11 protein-coding genes and 1 pseudogene are annotated in these 15,083 nt (G+C 73.7%); 7 read left to right on the forward strand and 5 right to left on the reverse strand.

Translation table 11 applies throughout. The annotated features are described in order from the left end of the window. Nucleotides 1-322 precede the first annotated feature (322 nt). On the forward strand, nucleotides 323-688 hold the full coding sequence (locus ACIHAR_RS38240; RefSeq protein ID WP_400023846.1) for a hypothetical protein: 366 nt from the start codon (nucleotides 323-325) through the stop codon (nucleotides 686-688). A gap of 3 nt (nucleotides 689-691) precedes the next feature. Here the strand turns inward: ACIHAR_RS38240 and ACIHAR_RS38245 are convergent, their stop codons facing one another. Then, nucleotides 692-1,810, reverse strand: coding sequence for a winged helix DNA-binding domain-containing protein (locus ACIHAR_RS38245; RefSeq protein ID WP_365469401.1), 1,119 nt, complete (start codon nucleotides 1,808-1,810; stop codon nucleotides 692-694). A gap of 563 nt (nucleotides 1,811-2,373) precedes the next feature. Here ACIHAR_RS38245 and ACIHAR_RS38250 point away from each other — a divergent pair. From ACIHAR_RS38250 to ACIHAR_RS38275, 6 genes are all read left to right on the forward strand, one after another. Then, nucleotides 2,374-4,185 carry a methylmalonyl-CoA mutase family protein gene (locus ACIHAR_RS38250; RefSeq protein ID WP_400023847.1) on the forward strand — a complete coding sequence of 604 codons (1,812 nt, stop codon included), beginning with the start codon at nucleotides 2,374-2,376 and terminating at the stop codon, nucleotides 4,183-4,185. After that, nucleotides 4,185-6,368, forward strand: coding sequence for a methylmalonyl-CoA mutase (gene scpA, locus ACIHAR_RS38255; RefSeq protein ID WP_400023848.1), 2,184 nt, complete (start codon nucleotides 4,185-4,187; stop codon nucleotides 6,366-6,368). The genes ACIHAR_RS38250 and scpA overlap by 1 nt, the downstream gene beginning before the upstream one ends. A gap of 13 nt (nucleotides 6,369-6,381) precedes the next feature. Next, entirely contained in the window at nucleotides 6,382-7,386 is a 1,005-nt protein-coding gene (gene meaB, locus ACIHAR_RS38260; RefSeq protein WP_365469392.1) for a methylmalonyl Co-A mutase-associated GTPase MeaB, read from the forward strand. A 269-nt stretch (nucleotides 7,387-7,655) separates the two neighbouring features. After that, nucleotides 7,656-9,104: an MFS transporter gene (locus ACIHAR_RS38265; RefSeq protein ID WP_400023851.1), complete on the forward strand. Its 1,449-nt coding sequence runs from the start codon at nucleotides 7,656-7,658 to the stop codon at nucleotides 9,102-9,104. Between the two features lie 10 nt (nucleotides 9,105-9,114). After that, on the forward strand, nucleotides 9,115-10,500 hold the full coding sequence (locus tag ACIHAR_RS38270) for an alpha/beta hydrolase family protein (RefSeq protein ID WP_400023853.1): 1,386 nt from the start codon (nucleotides 9,115-9,117) through the stop codon (nucleotides 10,498-10,500). A gap of 55 nt (nucleotides 10,501-10,555) precedes the next feature. Continuing rightward, a complete protein-coding gene (locus tag ACIHAR_RS38275; protein WP_400023855.1) occupies nucleotides 10,556-11,398 on the forward strand; it encodes a PaaX family transcriptional regulator C-terminal domain-containing protein in 843 nt (280 codons plus the stop codon). A 304-nt stretch (nucleotides 11,399-11,702) separates the two neighbouring features. Here ACIHAR_RS38275 and ACIHAR_RS38280 read toward each other — a convergent pair whose 3' ends face one another. From ACIHAR_RS38280 to ACIHAR_RS38295, 4 genes and pseudogenes are all read right to left on the reverse strand, one after another. Continuing rightward, nucleotides 11,703-12,164, reverse strand: coding sequence for a hypothetical protein (locus ACIHAR_RS38280; protein ID WP_365469453.1), 462 nt, complete (start codon nucleotides 12,162-12,164; stop codon nucleotides 11,703-11,705). Between the two features lie 209 nt (nucleotides 12,165-12,373). Next, nucleotides 12,374-13,482: pseudogene (locus ACIHAR_RS38285) on the reverse strand (NAD(P)/FAD-dependent oxidoreductase). 139 nt (nucleotides 13,483-13,621) lie between these two features. Further along, the gene (locus tag ACIHAR_RS38290; protein ID WP_365469380.1) at nucleotides 13,622-14,266 is read right to left on the reverse strand and encodes a TetR/AcrR family transcriptional regulator; all 645 of its coding nucleotides are present in this window, start codon (nucleotides 14,264-14,266) and stop codon (nucleotides 13,622-13,624) included. 86 nt (nucleotides 14,267-14,352) lie between these two features. Then, nucleotides 14,353-15,054: an SDR family oxidoreductase gene (locus tag ACIHAR_RS38295; RefSeq protein ID WP_365469378.1), complete on the reverse strand. Its 702-nt coding sequence runs from the start codon at nucleotides 15,052-15,054 to the stop codon at nucleotides 14,353-14,355. Nucleotides 15,055-15,083: the final 29 nt, after the last annotated feature.

The raw sequence follows: 15,083 nt of genomic DNA on the forward strand, positions 1-15,083 counted from the left end.
CCGCGGGTGTGCCGGGGGCGGCTTTCCTGATGATGACACACCCCACCACCCCCACCCCCCCCCCCCCCCCCCGCGCGCGCCCCCCGCCCCCCCCCCCCCCCCCCCCCCCCCCCCCCCTCTCCATGGGTTCCCGTCCCCCGCGCCGAGTTCGGCTCCGGGTTCCATGCCGGCGTGCCTCCCGTTCCGCTCCGTCCGCTGATCCGACCGGACGATGAGCTGCCGATGACGCCGATGGGCTGATGTGGTGCCGGGGCCGCAACCGGGGCGGGCCGCGCGGGTCTCTTGTCCGGCAGATCCGCAACCTGCTGGTGAGGAGACAGACGTGACCGCCATCGCCGTCGAGCACAGCTCGCCCCACGCCTTCGTCGACCCCTACGCCGTCGACGACCCCGCGTCCGCCCGGCCGGCCGCGGCCGGCCAGTGCCACGACGCCGACTACCTGCTGCCGCCGCCCAACCCCGCCGAGCGCCTCAGCCTCGCCATCGGCCCTCGGGACCGGCGACGCCTCGACCTGTACGCGGCGCTGACCGCGGCGGGCATCCCGCCCCGACCCGAGGACCGCGACGCCATCGACCAGCTCAGCGCCCTCTCCGGCAGCGTCAACGCCGCCCTCCAGCGGTGGCTCCACCACACCGCGCTCGGGGAGCTGCCCTTCCCGGACGGCCCCGACGCCCACGGGGTGGACTGACGGTCACGGGGCCGCCCGGACCACGCCGCCGAACCGGACGTCGTACGCCGACTCCCCGTGCAGCGCCGTCAGCAGGCGCGCTCCCTCGGCGCTCACCTCGTCCCGCTGGGCCTTGGTGAGCGTGCCGAACGCCTCGACGACCAGCGCGTTCCCTTCCAGCGTCCACACGCCCGCGACGAAACCGTCGACGAGGAGGGTGCGGTAGGCCTGGTTGCCCTGCCAGGTGCGGCCCCGGTGCTCGGCGGGTACGACGCGGGTGCGGTCGGCGTGGGAGAGGAGCAGGTTGTCGAACTCCGGGAGGAACCGGGGCGGGGCCGGGGCGTCGGGGTCGGGACGAGGGGCGTCGGGCAGGTCGAAGAGCTCGACGCCCTTCTCGTCGCGGAAGGTCAGCAGCCGTGGGCGCAGGCGTTCGAAGGCCGGGCGCAGCCGGGTCAGGCCCGCCCAGGTCTGCATGTCCCTGACGGAGGCCGGGCCGAAGGCGGCGAGGTAGCGCAGCACGGTGGCGTCGGGCGTGGGGGCCGGTTCGGCGGGGCGGCCGAGCCAGTGCTCGGCGGTGGTCAGCGCGACCTGCCCGCTCCGGCCCCACAGCCCGCGCGGGGTGACCTGCACGAGCGGGAGCCTGCAGCGGGCCGCGATCGCGAGGGCCTGGGGGTCGGCGTCGGGCCACTCGGCGAGGAGCGCCTCGCGGAGCTGCTTCATGGTGCGCGGCTCGGCCTCGACGAGGTCGCGGGCCAGGACGGCGAGCCGGTCGAGGTCGACGCCGGCGAGGCCCGCGCGGAAGCCGGTCAGCTCGCGGTCGCGGGCCGGCTGCACCAGCGGCCGCAGGGTGAGGCAGTCGTCGGCCGTGTGGGTGTGGATGGTCGAGCGCATGGTGACGATGCGGACCACCTCGCGGTCGGCCATGAGCGTCGACAACCGCTCGGGCGTGAAGCCGTCGAGGCGGGAGGCGAGGGCGTAGTACGGCGGCTTGACGTTCTGCGCCTGCAGACCCAGCAGGTGGGCCACGGCCGCCTTCGCGGACAGCGGGGCGCGGCGCAGCAGGAGCTGCCGGTCGAGGGTCGCGCGGTTGAGGGCGCGGGTGGACAGCACGGGGGACGCCGCGGACGTCGTCGTCTTCGTCATACGGGCACGCTAACGAGACTTGCGGACATCCTCTGTCCGCAACTCTCGCGGACTCCGCCCTTCCGGCCGTCCTTCGGTCCCGGTGGATCAGGACCGACCCGCACCGCACTCGGTGCGCGCCACGCGCCGCGCGCCGCGCCGGGACCGTCACGGTCCACCGGCGCGAGGCCGGCGCGCCGTGACCGGCACCGTCCACCCAACCCGGCCCTCGGCCACCCGCCGTCCCGGGCGTCGATGCTTGCGCCGGTGGGCGGCGGCCCCGGCCGGTACGGGCGAGGGTGCGTTCGTCGAGCCGCCCGCCAGTCCGCCGACCGGGGGCGCGCGTCGTCGAACCCCCGGGCCTCGACGAGGCGGACGACGGCGGGAGAGCCCCGGGACCGGACCGGACCGGCGCCGTCCGGCCGGCCGGCGCCCGGCGTCCCCCGTGCCGTCCCCGTGCCGCCGTCCGGGGGACGGCACGGGGACGCGGCGGACCGGAGCGGTGCAGGTCACGCTCTCGGAGAGAAGAAGGTCACAGCCGCGGCCCCTGCTGCTCCTTCGTCGATCTGACCTAGCATCCGGGCATGACTGTCCTGCCTGATGACGGGCTCGCGCTGGCCGCCGAGTTCCCCGACGCGACACACGAACAGTGGCAGCACCTGGTGGCGGGCGTTCTGCGCAGGTCGGGCAAGGAGGTCTCGGGCGACGCAGCGGAGGACGCCCTGGCCACCGTGCTGGAGGACGGGCTCGGTACCCGGCCGCTGTACACCGCGCGCGACGCCGCTCCGGACCCCGGCCTGCCCGGTTTCGCGCCCTTCGTGCGCGGCGGCCGGGCGCAGGGGAACACCGTCGGCGGCTGGGACGTACGCCAGCGGCACACGGCGGCGGACGGCGGCGCGGTCCTGACGGACCTGGAGAACGGCGTCACCTCCCTCTGGCTGGTCCTGGGCGAGGGCAGCGGCATCCCCGTCTCCGCGCTCGGCCGGATGCTCGACGGCGTCTACCTCGACCTGGCGCCCGTCGTCCTCGACGCGGGCGGCGAAGTCGAGTCGGCCGCACGGGAGTTGCTGCGCATCCACGAGGAGCGGGGCCTCGCCCCCGACGCGGCGCGCGGCAACCTGGGCGCCGACCCGCTGGGGTACGAGGCGCGCACCGGACGGTCGTACGAGACGGCGGCCGTGGCCGGACTCGCGCGGCGGTGCGCCGAGGAGTACCCGGGGCTGCGGGCACTGACCGTGGACGCGCTGCCCTACCACGAGGCCGGCGGTTCGGCCGCGCAGGAGCTGGGGTGCTCGCTGGCGACCGGGGTGGCGTACCTGCGGGAGCTCACCGAGACCGGGCTGAGCGTCGAACAGGCCTGCGGACAACTGGAGTTCCGGTACGCGGCCACCGCCGACCAGTTCCTGACGATCGCCAAGCTGCGGGCGGCGCGCCGCCTGTGGGCGCGGGTCGCCGAGGTGTGCGGGGCGCCACGGGCGGGGGCTCAGCTCCAGCACGCGGTGACCTCGCCGGTGATGATGACGCGCCGCGACCCGTGGGTGAACATGCTGCGCACGACCATCGCCACCCTGGCCGCGGGAGCGGGCGGCGCCGACGCCGTCACCGTGCTGCCGTTCGATCACGCGCTGGGCCTGCCGGACGGGTTCGCGCGGCGCATCGCCCGCAACACCTCCACGATCCTCATCGAGGAGTCCCACCTGTCCCGGGTGATCGACCCGGCGGGCGGCTCCTGGTACGTGGAGCGGCTCACCGACGAACTCGCCCACGCGGGCTGGGAGTTCTTCCGCACCCTCGAGCGGGCGGGCGGCCAGGCGGCCGCCCTGCGCTCCGGGATGGTCCGCGACCGGCTCGCCGAGACCTGGTCCGTGCGCGGGGCGAAGCTCGCCGCGCGGCGCGAACCCGTCACCGGGGTGAGCGAGTTCCCGCACCTGGCCGAGAAGCCGGTCGTGCGCGAACCCGCGCCCGAGCCGCCCTCGGGCGGCCTCCCGCGCGTCCGCCGCGACGAGGCGTACGAGGCGCTGCGGGCCCGTTCCGACGCCCACCTGGCCGCCACCGGCGCCCGGCCCCGCGTCTACCTGGCCGCCCTCGGCCCGGCCGCCGCGCACACCGCACGGCTGACCTTCGCCGCGAACCTCTTCCAGGCCGGCGGCATCGAGCCCGTCACGGAGGGCGGTTTCGCCGAGAGCGGGGCGCGGGAGGTCTGTCTGTGCTCCAGTGACGCGCTGTACGAGGAGCAGGCCGAGGCGGCCGTGCGGGAACTGCGGGCGGCGGGCGCCGCCCACGTGTTCCTCGCCGGGCGGCCCGGGCCGTACGAGGGAGTCGACACCTACGTCTTCGCGGGCTGTGACGCCGTCACCGTGCTCGCCGCCACGCTCGACCGCATGGGAGTGTCCTGATGTCCTTCCCCTCCATCCCCGACTTCTCCGGGATCGAGCTGGGGATCCCGACCCCCGACGGCGGCCCCGACGAGTGGCGCACGGCCGTCAAGAAGGCGGCCGACGGCGGCGACCTGCTCTGGGAGACCCCGGAGGGCATCGCCGTCAAGCCGCTGTACACCGGGCAGGACCTGGAGGGCCTGGACTTCCTCGGCACCTACCCGGGCGTCGCCCCGTACCTGCGCGGCCCGTACCCGACGATGTACGTCAACCAGCCGTGGACGATCCGCCAGTACGCGGGCTTCTCCACGGCCGAGGAGTCCAACGCCTTCTACCGGCGCAACCTGGCGGCCGGCCAGAAGGGCCTGTCGGTCGCCTTCGACCTGCCCACCCACCGGGGGTACGACAGCGACCACCCGCGGGTGACCGGTGACGTCGGCATGGCGGGCGTGGCCATCGACTCGATCTACGACATGCGGCAGCTCTTCGACGGCATCCCGCTGGACCGGATGACCGTGTCGATGACGATGAACGGCGCGGTGCTGCCCGTGCTCGCGCTGTACATCGTGGCGGCGGAGGAACAGGGAGTTCCGGCGGAGAAGCTGGCGGGGACCATCCAGAACGACATCCTCAAGGAGTTCATGGTCCGCAACACCTACATCTACCCGCCGAAGCCGTCGATGCGGATCATCTCCGACATCTTCGCCTTCACCTCGCAGCGGATGCCCCGCTACAACTCCATCTCCATCTCCGGTTACCACATCCAGGAGGCCGGCGCCACGGCCGACCTGGAGCTGGCGTACACCCTCGCCGACGGTGTGGAGTACATCCGGGCCGGCCGGGAGGCGGGACTGGACGTGGACGCCTTCGCACCGCGGCTCTCCTTCTTCTGGGCGATCGGCATGAACTTCTTCATGGAGGTCGCCAAGCTGCGGGCGGCACGCCTGCTGTGGGCGAAGCTGGTCAGGCAGTTCGACCCGAAGAACACCAAGTCCCTGTCCCTGCGCACCCATTCGCAGACCTCGGGCTGGTCGCTGACCGCGCAGGACGTGTTCAACAACGTCACGCGGACGTGCGTCGAGGCGATGGCGGCGACCCAGGGCCACACCCAGTCGCTGCACACCAACGCCCTCGACGAGGCGCTCGCGCTGCCCACCGACTTCTCGGCGCGCATCGCCCGCAACACCCAGCTGCTGCTCCAGCAGGAGTCCGGCACGACCCGGGTGATCGACCCGTGGGGCGGCAGCGCGTACGTGGAGAAGCTGACGTACGACCTCGCCCGCCGCGCCTGGCAGCACATCCAAGAGGTGGAGCAGGCGGGCGGCATGGCGCAGGCCATCGACGCCGGCATCCCCAAGCTGCGGGTGGAGGAGGCCGCGGCCCGCACCCAGGCCCGGATCGACTCGGGGCGCCAGCCGGTCATCGGCGTGAACAAGTACCGGGTGGAGAACGACGAGCAGATCGAGGTGCTGAAGGTCGACAACTCCTCGGTGCGTGCCCAGCAGATCGAGAAGCTGCGGCGGCTGCGCGAGGAGCGGGACGAGCGGGCCTGCCAGGACGCGCTGGACGCGCTGACGCGGGCCGCCGGGGGCGAGGGCAACCTGCTGGAGCTGGCCGTGCACGCGGCTCGCGCGAAGGCGACCGTCGGGGAGATCTCCGACGCTTTGGAGAAGGTGTACGGACGGCACGCGAGCCGGATCCGTACGATCTCCGGCGTGTACCGCAACGAAGCAGGGGAGTCACCGTCCGTGGACCGCACCCGCGCCCTGGTGGACGCCTTCGAGGAGGCGGAGGGCCGCCGCCCGCGCATCCTGGTCGCCAAGATGGGCCAGGACGGCCACGACCGCGGCCAGAAGGTGATCGCGACCGCCTTCGCCGACCTCGGTTTCGACGTCGACGTCGGCCCGCTGTTCCAGACCCCGGCCGAGGTGGCCCGTCAGGCCGTCGAGGCGGACGTGCACATCGTCGGGGTGTCGTCCCTGGCCGCCGGTCACCTCACGCTCGTCCCGGCACTGAAGGAGCAGCTGGCCGAGGAGGGACGCGAGGACATCATGATCGTCGTCGGCGGGGTGATCCCGCCGCAGGACGTGCCCACGCTGCTGGAGATGGGCGCGACGGCCGTGTTCCCGCCCGGGACGGTGATCCCGGACGCGGCGCACGACCTGGTCAAGCGGCTGTCGGCCGGTCTCGGTCACGGCGTCTGAGGCCGGCGCGCGCATGGCACTCGACCTCGAGACGTACGTGAAGGGCGTCCTCGACGGGAAGCGGGCGACCGTGGCCCGCGCCATCACGCTCGTCGAGTCCACCCGGCCCCAGCACCGGGCGCTGGCCCAGGAGTTGCTGACCGCACTGCTCCCGCACAGCGGCCGGTCCCGGCGGATCGGGGTCAGCGGGGTGCCCGGCGTGGGCAAGTCGACGTTCATCGACGCCTTCGGCACCCTGCTGACCGGGCTCGGTCACCGGGTGGCCGTCCTCGCCGTGGACCCGTCCTCCAGCCGTACCGGCGGCTCGATCCTCGGCGACAAGACCCGTATGGAGCGCCTGGCCGTCGATCCGGCGGCCTTCGTCCGGCCCTCCCCCTCCGCCGGCACGCTGGGCGGAGTGGCGAGGGCGACGCGTGAGTCGATCGTGGTGATGGAAGCGGCCGGCTACGACGTGATCCTCGTGGAGACCGTCGGCGTCGGCCAGTCCGAGACCGCCGTCGCGAACATGGTCGACTCCTTCCTGCTGCTCACCCTCGCCCGCACCGGCGACCAGCTGCAGGGCATCAAGAAGGGCGTCCTGGAGCTGGCCGACGTGATCGCCGTCAACAAGGCGGACGGTCCGCAGGAGCGCGACGCCCGCGCCGCCGCACGGGAGCTGGCGGGCGCGCTCAGGCTGATGCACGGCAAGGACGCGGTGTGGGCCCCGCCGGTGCTCAGTTGCAGCGCGCGGGAGTCGACCGGACTGGACGTGGTCTGGGAACGGCTGGAGCAGCACCGCACCCTGCTCGACTCCACCGGCCGGCTCGCCGCCAAGCGCCGCGACCAGCAGGTGGACTGGACCTGGAGCATGGTCCGTGACGAGCTCCTGGACCGCCTGCGCCGTGATCCTTCGGTGCGGGCCCTCGCCCCCGTGCTCGAACAGCGGGTGCGGGACGGCGAACTGACGGCCACGCTGGCCGCCGAGCGCATCCTGGGGGTCTTCCGCGGGACCGGCGAGGCCGCCGCGGACGCCCGCTGAGGACGGTGCGGCGGGCCTGAGCGAGCGGCCCTCCGCACCGTCGTCCGCCGCCCGGCCGCGCGGCACCCCCTCTCAGGCATCCCACCTCTCCGGCACTCCCCCTCCGGCGCGCCCGCCGCGGCGATCCCCGCGCCCCTTCCGTCGCCTCCGTCGGCCGAAAGACCGGCAGGACAGGGAATCCGCGGCCTCTTATGTTGTGCATTTTCTTGACGACGGTATCCGAGAAGCCTAAGTTCGCGGTGTCCTTCCCCCGGTCAAGGGAGACCGCGATGCCCACGTCCCCCGTCGCAGCACCGCCCCCGAACTCCGAACAGAGGCGTCAGCTGCGCCGAGTCGCTCTGTCCGGACTGCTCGGCACCGCCGTGGAGTTCTACGACTTCCTCGTCTACGGCACGGTCGCCGCCCTCGTCTTCGGCGAACTGTTCTTCCCCGGCGCCGACCCGGCCGTCGGCACCATCGCCGCGTTCGGCACGTTCGCCGCCGGCTATGTCGCCCGGCCGCTCGGCGGCATCGTCTTCGGGCACTTCGGCGACCGGCTCGGCCGCAAGTCCATGCTGCTGCTCACCATGGGCCTGATGGGCGGCGCCAGCTTCCTCATCGGCCTGCTGCCCACGTACGGCACGATCGGCGTGTGGGCGCCCGTCCTGCTGATCACCCTGCGCGTCGTGCAGGGCATCGCCATCGGCGGTGAGTGGGGCGGCGCCACCCTGATGGTCGTCGAGCACGCCGGGGAGCGGCGTCGCGGCCTGTGGTCCAGCTTCACGCAGATGGGAGCCCCGCTCGGTTCCCTGCTGTCCTCGCTCGTCGTCACCCTCGTGGTGGCCATGCCCAGGGAGCAGTTCACGGCCTGGGGCTGGCGCGTGCCGTTCCTGCTGAGCGTGGTCCTGCTCGGCGTCGGGCTCTTCGTACGGCTCAAGGTGGTGGAGAGCCCGCTCTTCGCCGAGGTGAAGAAGGGCCGCGCCGAGGCGCGGCTGCCGATCCTCGACGTGCTGCGGCGCCCGCGTCCCGTGCTGCTGGCCTGCGGCGTCGGCATCGGCGCCTTCACCGCCCAGTCGCTGCTCACCAGCTACATGATCGCGTACGCCACCGGCATCGGGTACGCCCGCCCGCAGGTGCTCAGCGCGCTCACGGTGTCCGCCTGCGTGGCCCTCGTCGTCCTGCCCTGCGCCTCCGCGCTGTCCGACCGGGTGGGCCGCCGCCCGGTCGTCCTCGTCGGAGCCCTCGCCTCGGCCTCCCTCGCCTTCCCCGTCCTCGCGCTGGTCGACTCCGGATCGCCCGGTCTGCTGGTCCTCGCCGTCGTCCTCGGCCACGGCATCGCCCAGTCCACGATGTACGGCCCGCTGGGCGCCCTGCTCACGGAGATGTTCGGCACCCGGGTCCGCTACACCGGCGCCTCCCTCGGCTACCAGGGCGCCACCCTGGTCGGCGCCGGGTTCTCCCCGATGATCGCCTCCAGCCTGGTGGCCGGGAGCGGCAGCGGCACCCCCGTCGCCCTGCTGCTGTGCGGCGGCGCCGCGGTCACCGCGCTGACGGTGTGCTTCGTGCGCGAGACCAGCCGCACCTCCCTCGCCGGCCCCGCCGAACGCCCCGCCGCCCCCCACACCCAGGAGATCAGCAGCCGGAGCGTCCCGGAGGACCGGGCGGCCACTCTCCTTGAGCCATCAACGGCAACTCCGCATCAGCCACACCCGGTCCTCCCGGACCGCCGACAGTCTTAGGGATCTCCGCATGAGGACCGGCACCCGCGGCCGTACCGCCTTCGTCACAGCCCTTCTGCTCGCCGCCGGCGTCCTGCCCGCCTCGGCCGCCACGGCCGCCGCCGACGTGTCCCACGTGGACGGCCGGCTGCCCTCGGGCGCCACGTACGTGATGGACGTGCCCGCCGACTGGAACGGCACGGTCCTTCTCTTCAGCCACGGTTACGCGACCGGCCCGGCCAACCCCGCCCACAACGCGCCGGACGAGGCCACGAAGGGGCTGCTCCTGGAGAAGGGCTACGCGCTCGTCGGCTCCTCCTACGCCACCACCGGCTGGGCGGTGACGGACGCCGTCCCCGACCAGCTCGCCACCCTGACCGCCTTCACCGACCGTTTCGGCACGGCCTCCCGGACCGTCGCCTGGGGAAGGTCGTACGGCGGGCTCGTCACCACCGCCATCGCCGAGCGCCACCCGGAGCGGATCGACGGCTCCCTCTCCCTGTGCGGCCTCGTGCAGGGCGGCGTCGCCAACTGGAACAGCACCCTCGACCCGGTCTTCGTCCTCAGGACGCTCCTCGCCCCCGACGCGGACGTCCCGCTCGTGGACATCCCGGACCGGGCGGCCGCCGACGACGCGGCGAACGTCCTGACCACCGTGGTCGACGAGGCGCAGTCGACGGCCGCCGGGCGGGCGCGGATCGCCCTCGCGGCCGCCCTGCACAACATCCCGGTCTGGAACCAGCCGTCGCAGCCCCGGCCCGCGGCCACCGACCGGGACGCCCAGCAGGCCAATCAGTACGAGGCCGTCAAGGGACTGCTGAAGGTCGCCGCCTTCCACTGGCGGCAGGAGGCCGAGGCCCGGGCCGGCGGCAACATGTCCTGGAACACCGGCGTCGACTACGCGCGGCTGCTCGGCCGGTCCTCCGTCCACAAGGCGGTCACCGAGCTGTACCGGAAGGCCGGTCTTTCGCTCCGCGCCGACCTCGCCGCCCTGAACCGCGCCCCGCGCGTCGGCGCCGACCCGGACGCCGTCGCGTGGATGAGCCGTACCAGCTCCTTCACCGGCGAGCTGACCAAGCCGCAGCTCTCCGTCCACACCGTCGGTGACGCCCTCGTGCCCGTCCAGACGGAGAGCGCCCTGCGGCGGGCCGTCTCCGCCGCCGGTTCGTCGGCCCTGCTGCGCCAGGCGTACACCGACAACGCCGGCCACTGCACCTTCAGCCCCGCCGAGCAACTCGCCGCCCTGCACACCCTGGAGGACCGCCTCACCACCGGCAGCTGGCGGGGAACCGACCCCGCGTCCCTCAACTCCCGCGCGAGGACGGCGGATCCGTCGACCCCTACGCGCTATGTCACCCACCGCCCCACCCCGTACCCGCGGCCGTACGACCTTGCCCACCCCGCCGACGGCCGGTGACCCCGTACGGCCGCCGTCCGCCGCGCCGTCGGCGGGCGGCCGTACGCTTGCCACCGTGGAGGACGACGACATCCTGGACCCCTCGGACGGCCCGCAGCCGCGCCCGCAGTCGCTCATGCTCGCCTTCTTCGGCAACCACGTCCTGGAGGAGGGAGACCTGTGCGTCTACTCGGGCAGCATCATCGACGTCCTCGGCCGCGTCGGCGTCGGTGAACAGGCCGTCCGTTCCACCCTGACCCGCATGGTCAACCGGGGCCTGCTGCGGCGCCAACGCGAGGGCCGCAGGATGTACTTCGGCCTGACCCCGCAGGCGGCGCGCGTGCTGGAGGACGGCCGCACCCGCATCTGGACCCAGGGCGCCGTCAACGACGACTGGGACGGTTCCTGGACGCTGCTGGGGTTCTCCCTGCCCGACTCCTGGAAGCGCCAGCGCCACGACCTGCGTTCACGTCTCACCTGGACCGGGTTCGGCGCGCTGTACAGCGGGCTGTGGATCGCCCCCGGGCACGTCGACGTCTCCGCCGTCGTCTCCGAACTCGGACTGGCCGACCATGTGAAGATCTTCCACGCCCGGGCGGACCAGGCCACCGACATCGAGCTGATGGTCCGCGACACCTGGGACCTGGAGAGCATCGCCGCCCGCTACGTCACCTTCGAGAAGCGCTGGGCCGCCCACCTCGGCGCCGGCCCCGGGGACGATCCGATCGCCACCCGGCTGCGGCTGGTCACCGAATGGCTGGGGACCATCCGCACCGACCCGCGGCTGCCCGCCCGGCACCTGCCGCCCGAATGGCCCGCCCGCGCCGCCCAGGACACCTTCCGGCGCGTCGCCGAACAGACAGCGGGACCCGCCCGCCACATGGCCCGGCAGCTGCTGGAGACCACGTCGTCGCGCTAGGGGGGTGTCCGCAAAGTCGCGTCGTCCGCCCGGAGGGCGGGGCCTGCGGCGTCTGGTGCGTGCTCTCGGCGTACCGGGCGGACGCCCGCGTACCGGTCGTACTCGGGTGTTCGCCGGGTGCGGCGAGAGTGCGTGCCGGGCGTCGCGGGCCAGGCGAGACTTTGCGGACACCCCTAAAGCCTGTCTGACAGGCTCTGGGCGGCCGTCAGGCGTCCTGAGCCACACGCGCTCTGCGCGCCCTGTGCGGACACCGGGACCGGCACGGTGCCGGCCGGCCCGCTGGGCACCCTGGGTCCGCGGCGGGCTACGACGCGCTCGGCGTCGCCGCCGGACCCGTGCTCCCCAGGTGCTGGACGGTCCCGCCGAGCTTGGTCCGGAACCGCTCCAGCATCTCCGGCTTCGCGCTGACCACCCAGCGTTCGCCCACCAGGTACTGGCCCCCGTACACGGAGGCGGCGTCCAGCCAGGTCAGTTTGTACTTCTCCTCGGGGAAGGTGGTGATGAGGTAGTCGGCCTCCCCGGTGTGGCACACGCCCTCGCGAAGCTCGTCCGCCTCGGTGCGGATCTCGGCCGTGCAGCCGGTCAGGGCGGCGATCACCTCGACCTTCGCCGGGGCCACGACTCCGGCCCCGGGGGCGGCGCTGATCGTCGACGGGTCGCCGTTCGTCGCGACGTCCTCCGCTCCCCCGCCGCAGGCCGCGAGGAGGGGCAGCAGTGCCAGGCCCCCGACGAGTGCGACGCCGCGCGGCAGGCGGGCGGTGGACATGGTGCGGCCGGTGAGTCCTCGCTGCGGCTGCTGTGGCACGTACCTCTCCGTTGTTGCGGTCCCCGGCGACGCCCGGCCGCGCGCGCGGCGGACGTACGGCTCTCCCCAGGGGTACGGACGACCGGAGGGCCGTGTTCACCGGCCGGCCTCCCCGGCCGCCGGGGCCGGGGAGGGAAGGGGAAGGCAGGGGCGGGGCGGGGCCCGGGGCGTCAGGTCGCGGTGTAGCCGAGCTGGCGGTTCTGATGTACGGCGTCATCAGCGTCTTCGCCTTGGCCAGGACGGAGGTGCGGCTGCCGAGGACCGCGGTCTCGCCGCCCGGCACGGGGAGCATGGTCACGCCGTCGGCCGGGCCGAAGGGCACGATGAGCGGGGTGCGGTGGACGGACCGGTACAGGCGGGGCTCCTTGCGGTGCCTGCCGGAGCTGTGCAGGTGCGCGCGGATGTTCCAGGCGGCGAGGTCGGCCTGGGCGAGCGCGGCGGGAGTGATCTTGAGCTCGGTGGCGTCGTTCACGTCGCCGACCGCGAACACGTCCAGCCGGCCCGCGACCCGCAGGGTCCGGTCGACCTGGACGTGCCCGGTGGCGTTGAGCCAGTCGCCGTGCCCGGCCAGGCGCAGCCAGAGCGTGTTGGGGGTGGTGCCCGTGGCCCAGAAGGAGAGGTCGGCGGCGAGGACGTCGCCGCGGGCGTCGCGGTAGGTGCCGAAGTCGTGGCCGGGGGACATGAAGGAGTCGAGCCGCACCTCGATGCCGTGGGTCTCCAGCCACGCCCGGGTCCTGCGTCCGGCCCGACGGCTGCCCGTGGAGTCGAGCAACTCCGGCCCGGCGTGGGCGAGCGTGACCCGGGCGTCCGGTCTGGCCAGGCGGATCTCGGCGCTGAGCTCCACGCCGCTGGGACCGCCCCCGACGACGAGGACGTGCTCGGCGGCGGCGATGCCGCGCTGGTGCGCGGCGAACGTCTTGGCGGCCTCCTCGATGGTGGTGCCGGTGAACCGGGCCGGTTCGGGATAGTCGGCGCCGGTGGCGATCACCAGCACGTCGTACGGCAGCCGCTCCCCCGTGGCCAGCACCACCTGCCGCTCCTCCGTCTCGATCCGGACCGCCTTGCCGGTGACCACACGGCCGTGGCGCAGCAGCCGGTCGTACGGGATGAAGGGGGTCGTCGTCCACTCCGGGCGCACGCCGGCGCGCAGTGAGGCGATGCGGTGGAAGAAGACCTCCTTGCGGTCCACCAGGGTGACCCGCGCCGTCGCGTCCAGCCGTTTCGCCAGTCGGACGCCCGCGTAGCCGCCGCCGATCACCACTACGTCGCCGTCGCGCACGCCGTCTCCTGTACCTGGTGGGAGGTGTGAGTGGCCGACACGGGAAGCCCCGCGCCGTTCCGCGCCACCGGACCGGCGACGAGCCTAACCTTTGAAACTTAAAGTTACCGAGGGCGTCGTGTGCGCGTTCTGTGAAGCGTCAGCGCACGCCCGCGGCGTCGAGCAGGGTCGCCGCCGTCGGGACGATCAGACCGCGCAGATCGTCCGCGCGGATCCCCGCACGGGCGCTCGCCCCGTCGAAGAGCAGGGTCAGCTGCCGGGCCAGCAGGACGGGATCGGCCGCCCCGCCGCGCTCGGCCTCGGCACGGAAGAACTCGGTCAGCACGCCCTTGACCCGCCGCGCGACCCTGCTCGCCGGATGGTCGGGGTTCTTGAGCTCGACCTGGACGGCGAGGTACGGACAGCCGTGGTACTCCGGCAGACCCGCCTGCTCCTCCACCAGCTCGAAGACGCGCAGGACCCGCTGCCGCGGGGTGCGTCCGTCGTCGGCGGGCGGGAGCAGCAGGGAGGTGAAGGCGGAGGCGCGCCGCTCCAAGCTCGCCGCGAGCAGGTCGTCCTTGCTGTCGAAGAGCTGGTACATCGAGCGCTTGGAGACCCCGGCGGCCTTGCACAGCGCCTCCACGCCGATGCCGACGCCCTCGGTGTAGGCGAGCGCGGCCGCCGCCTCCAGCAGCCGGTCGCGCGAGCCCGGCCTGCCGCCGGCGCCCGCGGCCCCGGCCTTCTCGGCGTCGGTCCTCGCGGCGTGGGTCCTGGTGGTGTCCGCCCCGGCGGCCTCGGTACTCATAGGGAGAGGCTAACTCCGCCCACCACGCCGGGGAAACCGAGCGGTTTCCCCAGCGGGCGGGTGCGGACGCCGGCCGTACGGGCGCCTCATCGTGCGAGCTGCTCGTACATCCCCGCCACGTCCCCGGAGAGCTGGGCCTTGACCCACCGCGTGACGTCGTCGGCCAGCACCTCGTACGCCCCCGACTCGACGCCCTCCAGCGCCGCCGCGGCGACGTCGCGCGGGCTGGACTTGGGCGCGTCGATCCCGGCGGTCATGTCGGTGTCGACGTACGCCATGTGCAGGCCGGTGACACCGATGCCGCGCGGCTGCAGTTCCAGACGCAGGGCGTTGGTCTGGGACCACAGGGCGGCCTTGGTGGCGCCGTAGGCGGTGCCGTCGGAGAGCCAGGACAGCACGGAGTGGACGTTGAGGACGTGGCCGCCGCCGTTGCGCTCGATGAGCGGCACGAAGGCGCGGGTGACCAGCAGCGGTCCGTAGAAGTTGGTCTCGAACTCGCCGCGCACGGCGTCGAGCGGGTCGCCGAGGAAGCGGGCGCCGGTGGCGACGCCGGCGTTGTTGACCAGGACGGTGACGTCCTGCGCCCGGGCCGCCGCGGCCGCGACCGAGTCGGGGTCGGTGACCTCCAGGGCGAGCGGGACGGCGTCCGGGTGGGTCACCGTGCGGGGGTCGCGCGCCGTGGCGTAGACCTTGCCGGCGCCCCGCGCGTACGCCTCCTCCACCAGCGCCTTCCCTACGCCCCGGCTGCCGCCCGTGACGAGGACGACGGCGTTCTTCAACGTGGTCATGACTGCCTCCTGGGCCACAGCGGGCCGCT

This window comes from Streptomyces sp. NPDC052016 (genome assembly GCF_044548445.1).
In the GTDB taxonomy this organism is placed as follows: domain Bacteria; phylum Actinomycetota; class Actinomycetes; order Streptomycetales; family Streptomycetaceae; genus Streptomyces.

What these genes read in the sequence shown, in the direction of transcription:
- ACIHAR_RS38245 (WP_365469401.1), bottom strand. Translation starts at nt 1,810, where the DNA reads ATGACGAAGACGACGACGTCCGCGGCGTCCCCCGTGCTGTCCACCCGC.
- ACIHAR_RS38250 (WP_400023847.1), top strand. Translation starts at nt 2,374, where the DNA reads ATGACTGTCCTGCCTGATGACGGGCTCGCGCTGGCCGCCGAGTTCCCC.
- scpA (WP_400023848.1), top strand. Translation starts at nt 4,185, where the DNA reads ATGTCCTTCCCCTCCATCCCCGACTTCTCCGGGATCGAGCTGGGGATC.
- meaB (WP_365469392.1), top strand. Translation starts at nt 6,382, where the DNA reads ATGGCACTCGACCTCGAGACGTACGTGAAGGGCGTCCTCGACGGGAAG.
- ACIHAR_RS38265 (WP_400023851.1), top strand. Translation starts at nt 7,656, where the DNA reads ATGCCCACGTCCCCCGTCGCAGCACCGCCCCCGAACTCCGAACAGAGG.
- ACIHAR_RS38270 (WP_400023853.1), top strand. Translation starts at nt 9,115, where the DNA reads ATGAGGACCGGCACCCGCGGCCGTACCGCCTTCGTCACAGCCCTTCTG.
- ACIHAR_RS38280 (WP_365469453.1), bottom strand. Translation starts at nt 12,164, where the DNA reads ATGTCCACCGCCCGCCTGCCGCGCGGCGTCGCACTCGTCGGGGGCCTG.
- ACIHAR_RS38290 (WP_365469380.1), bottom strand. Translation starts at nt 14,266, where the DNA reads ATGAGTACCGAGGCCGCCGGGGCGGACACCACCAGGACCCACGCCGCG.
- ACIHAR_RS38295 (WP_365469378.1), bottom strand. Translation starts at nt 15,054, where the DNA reads ATGACCACGTTGAAGAACGCCGTCGTCCTCGTCACGGGCGGCAGCCGG.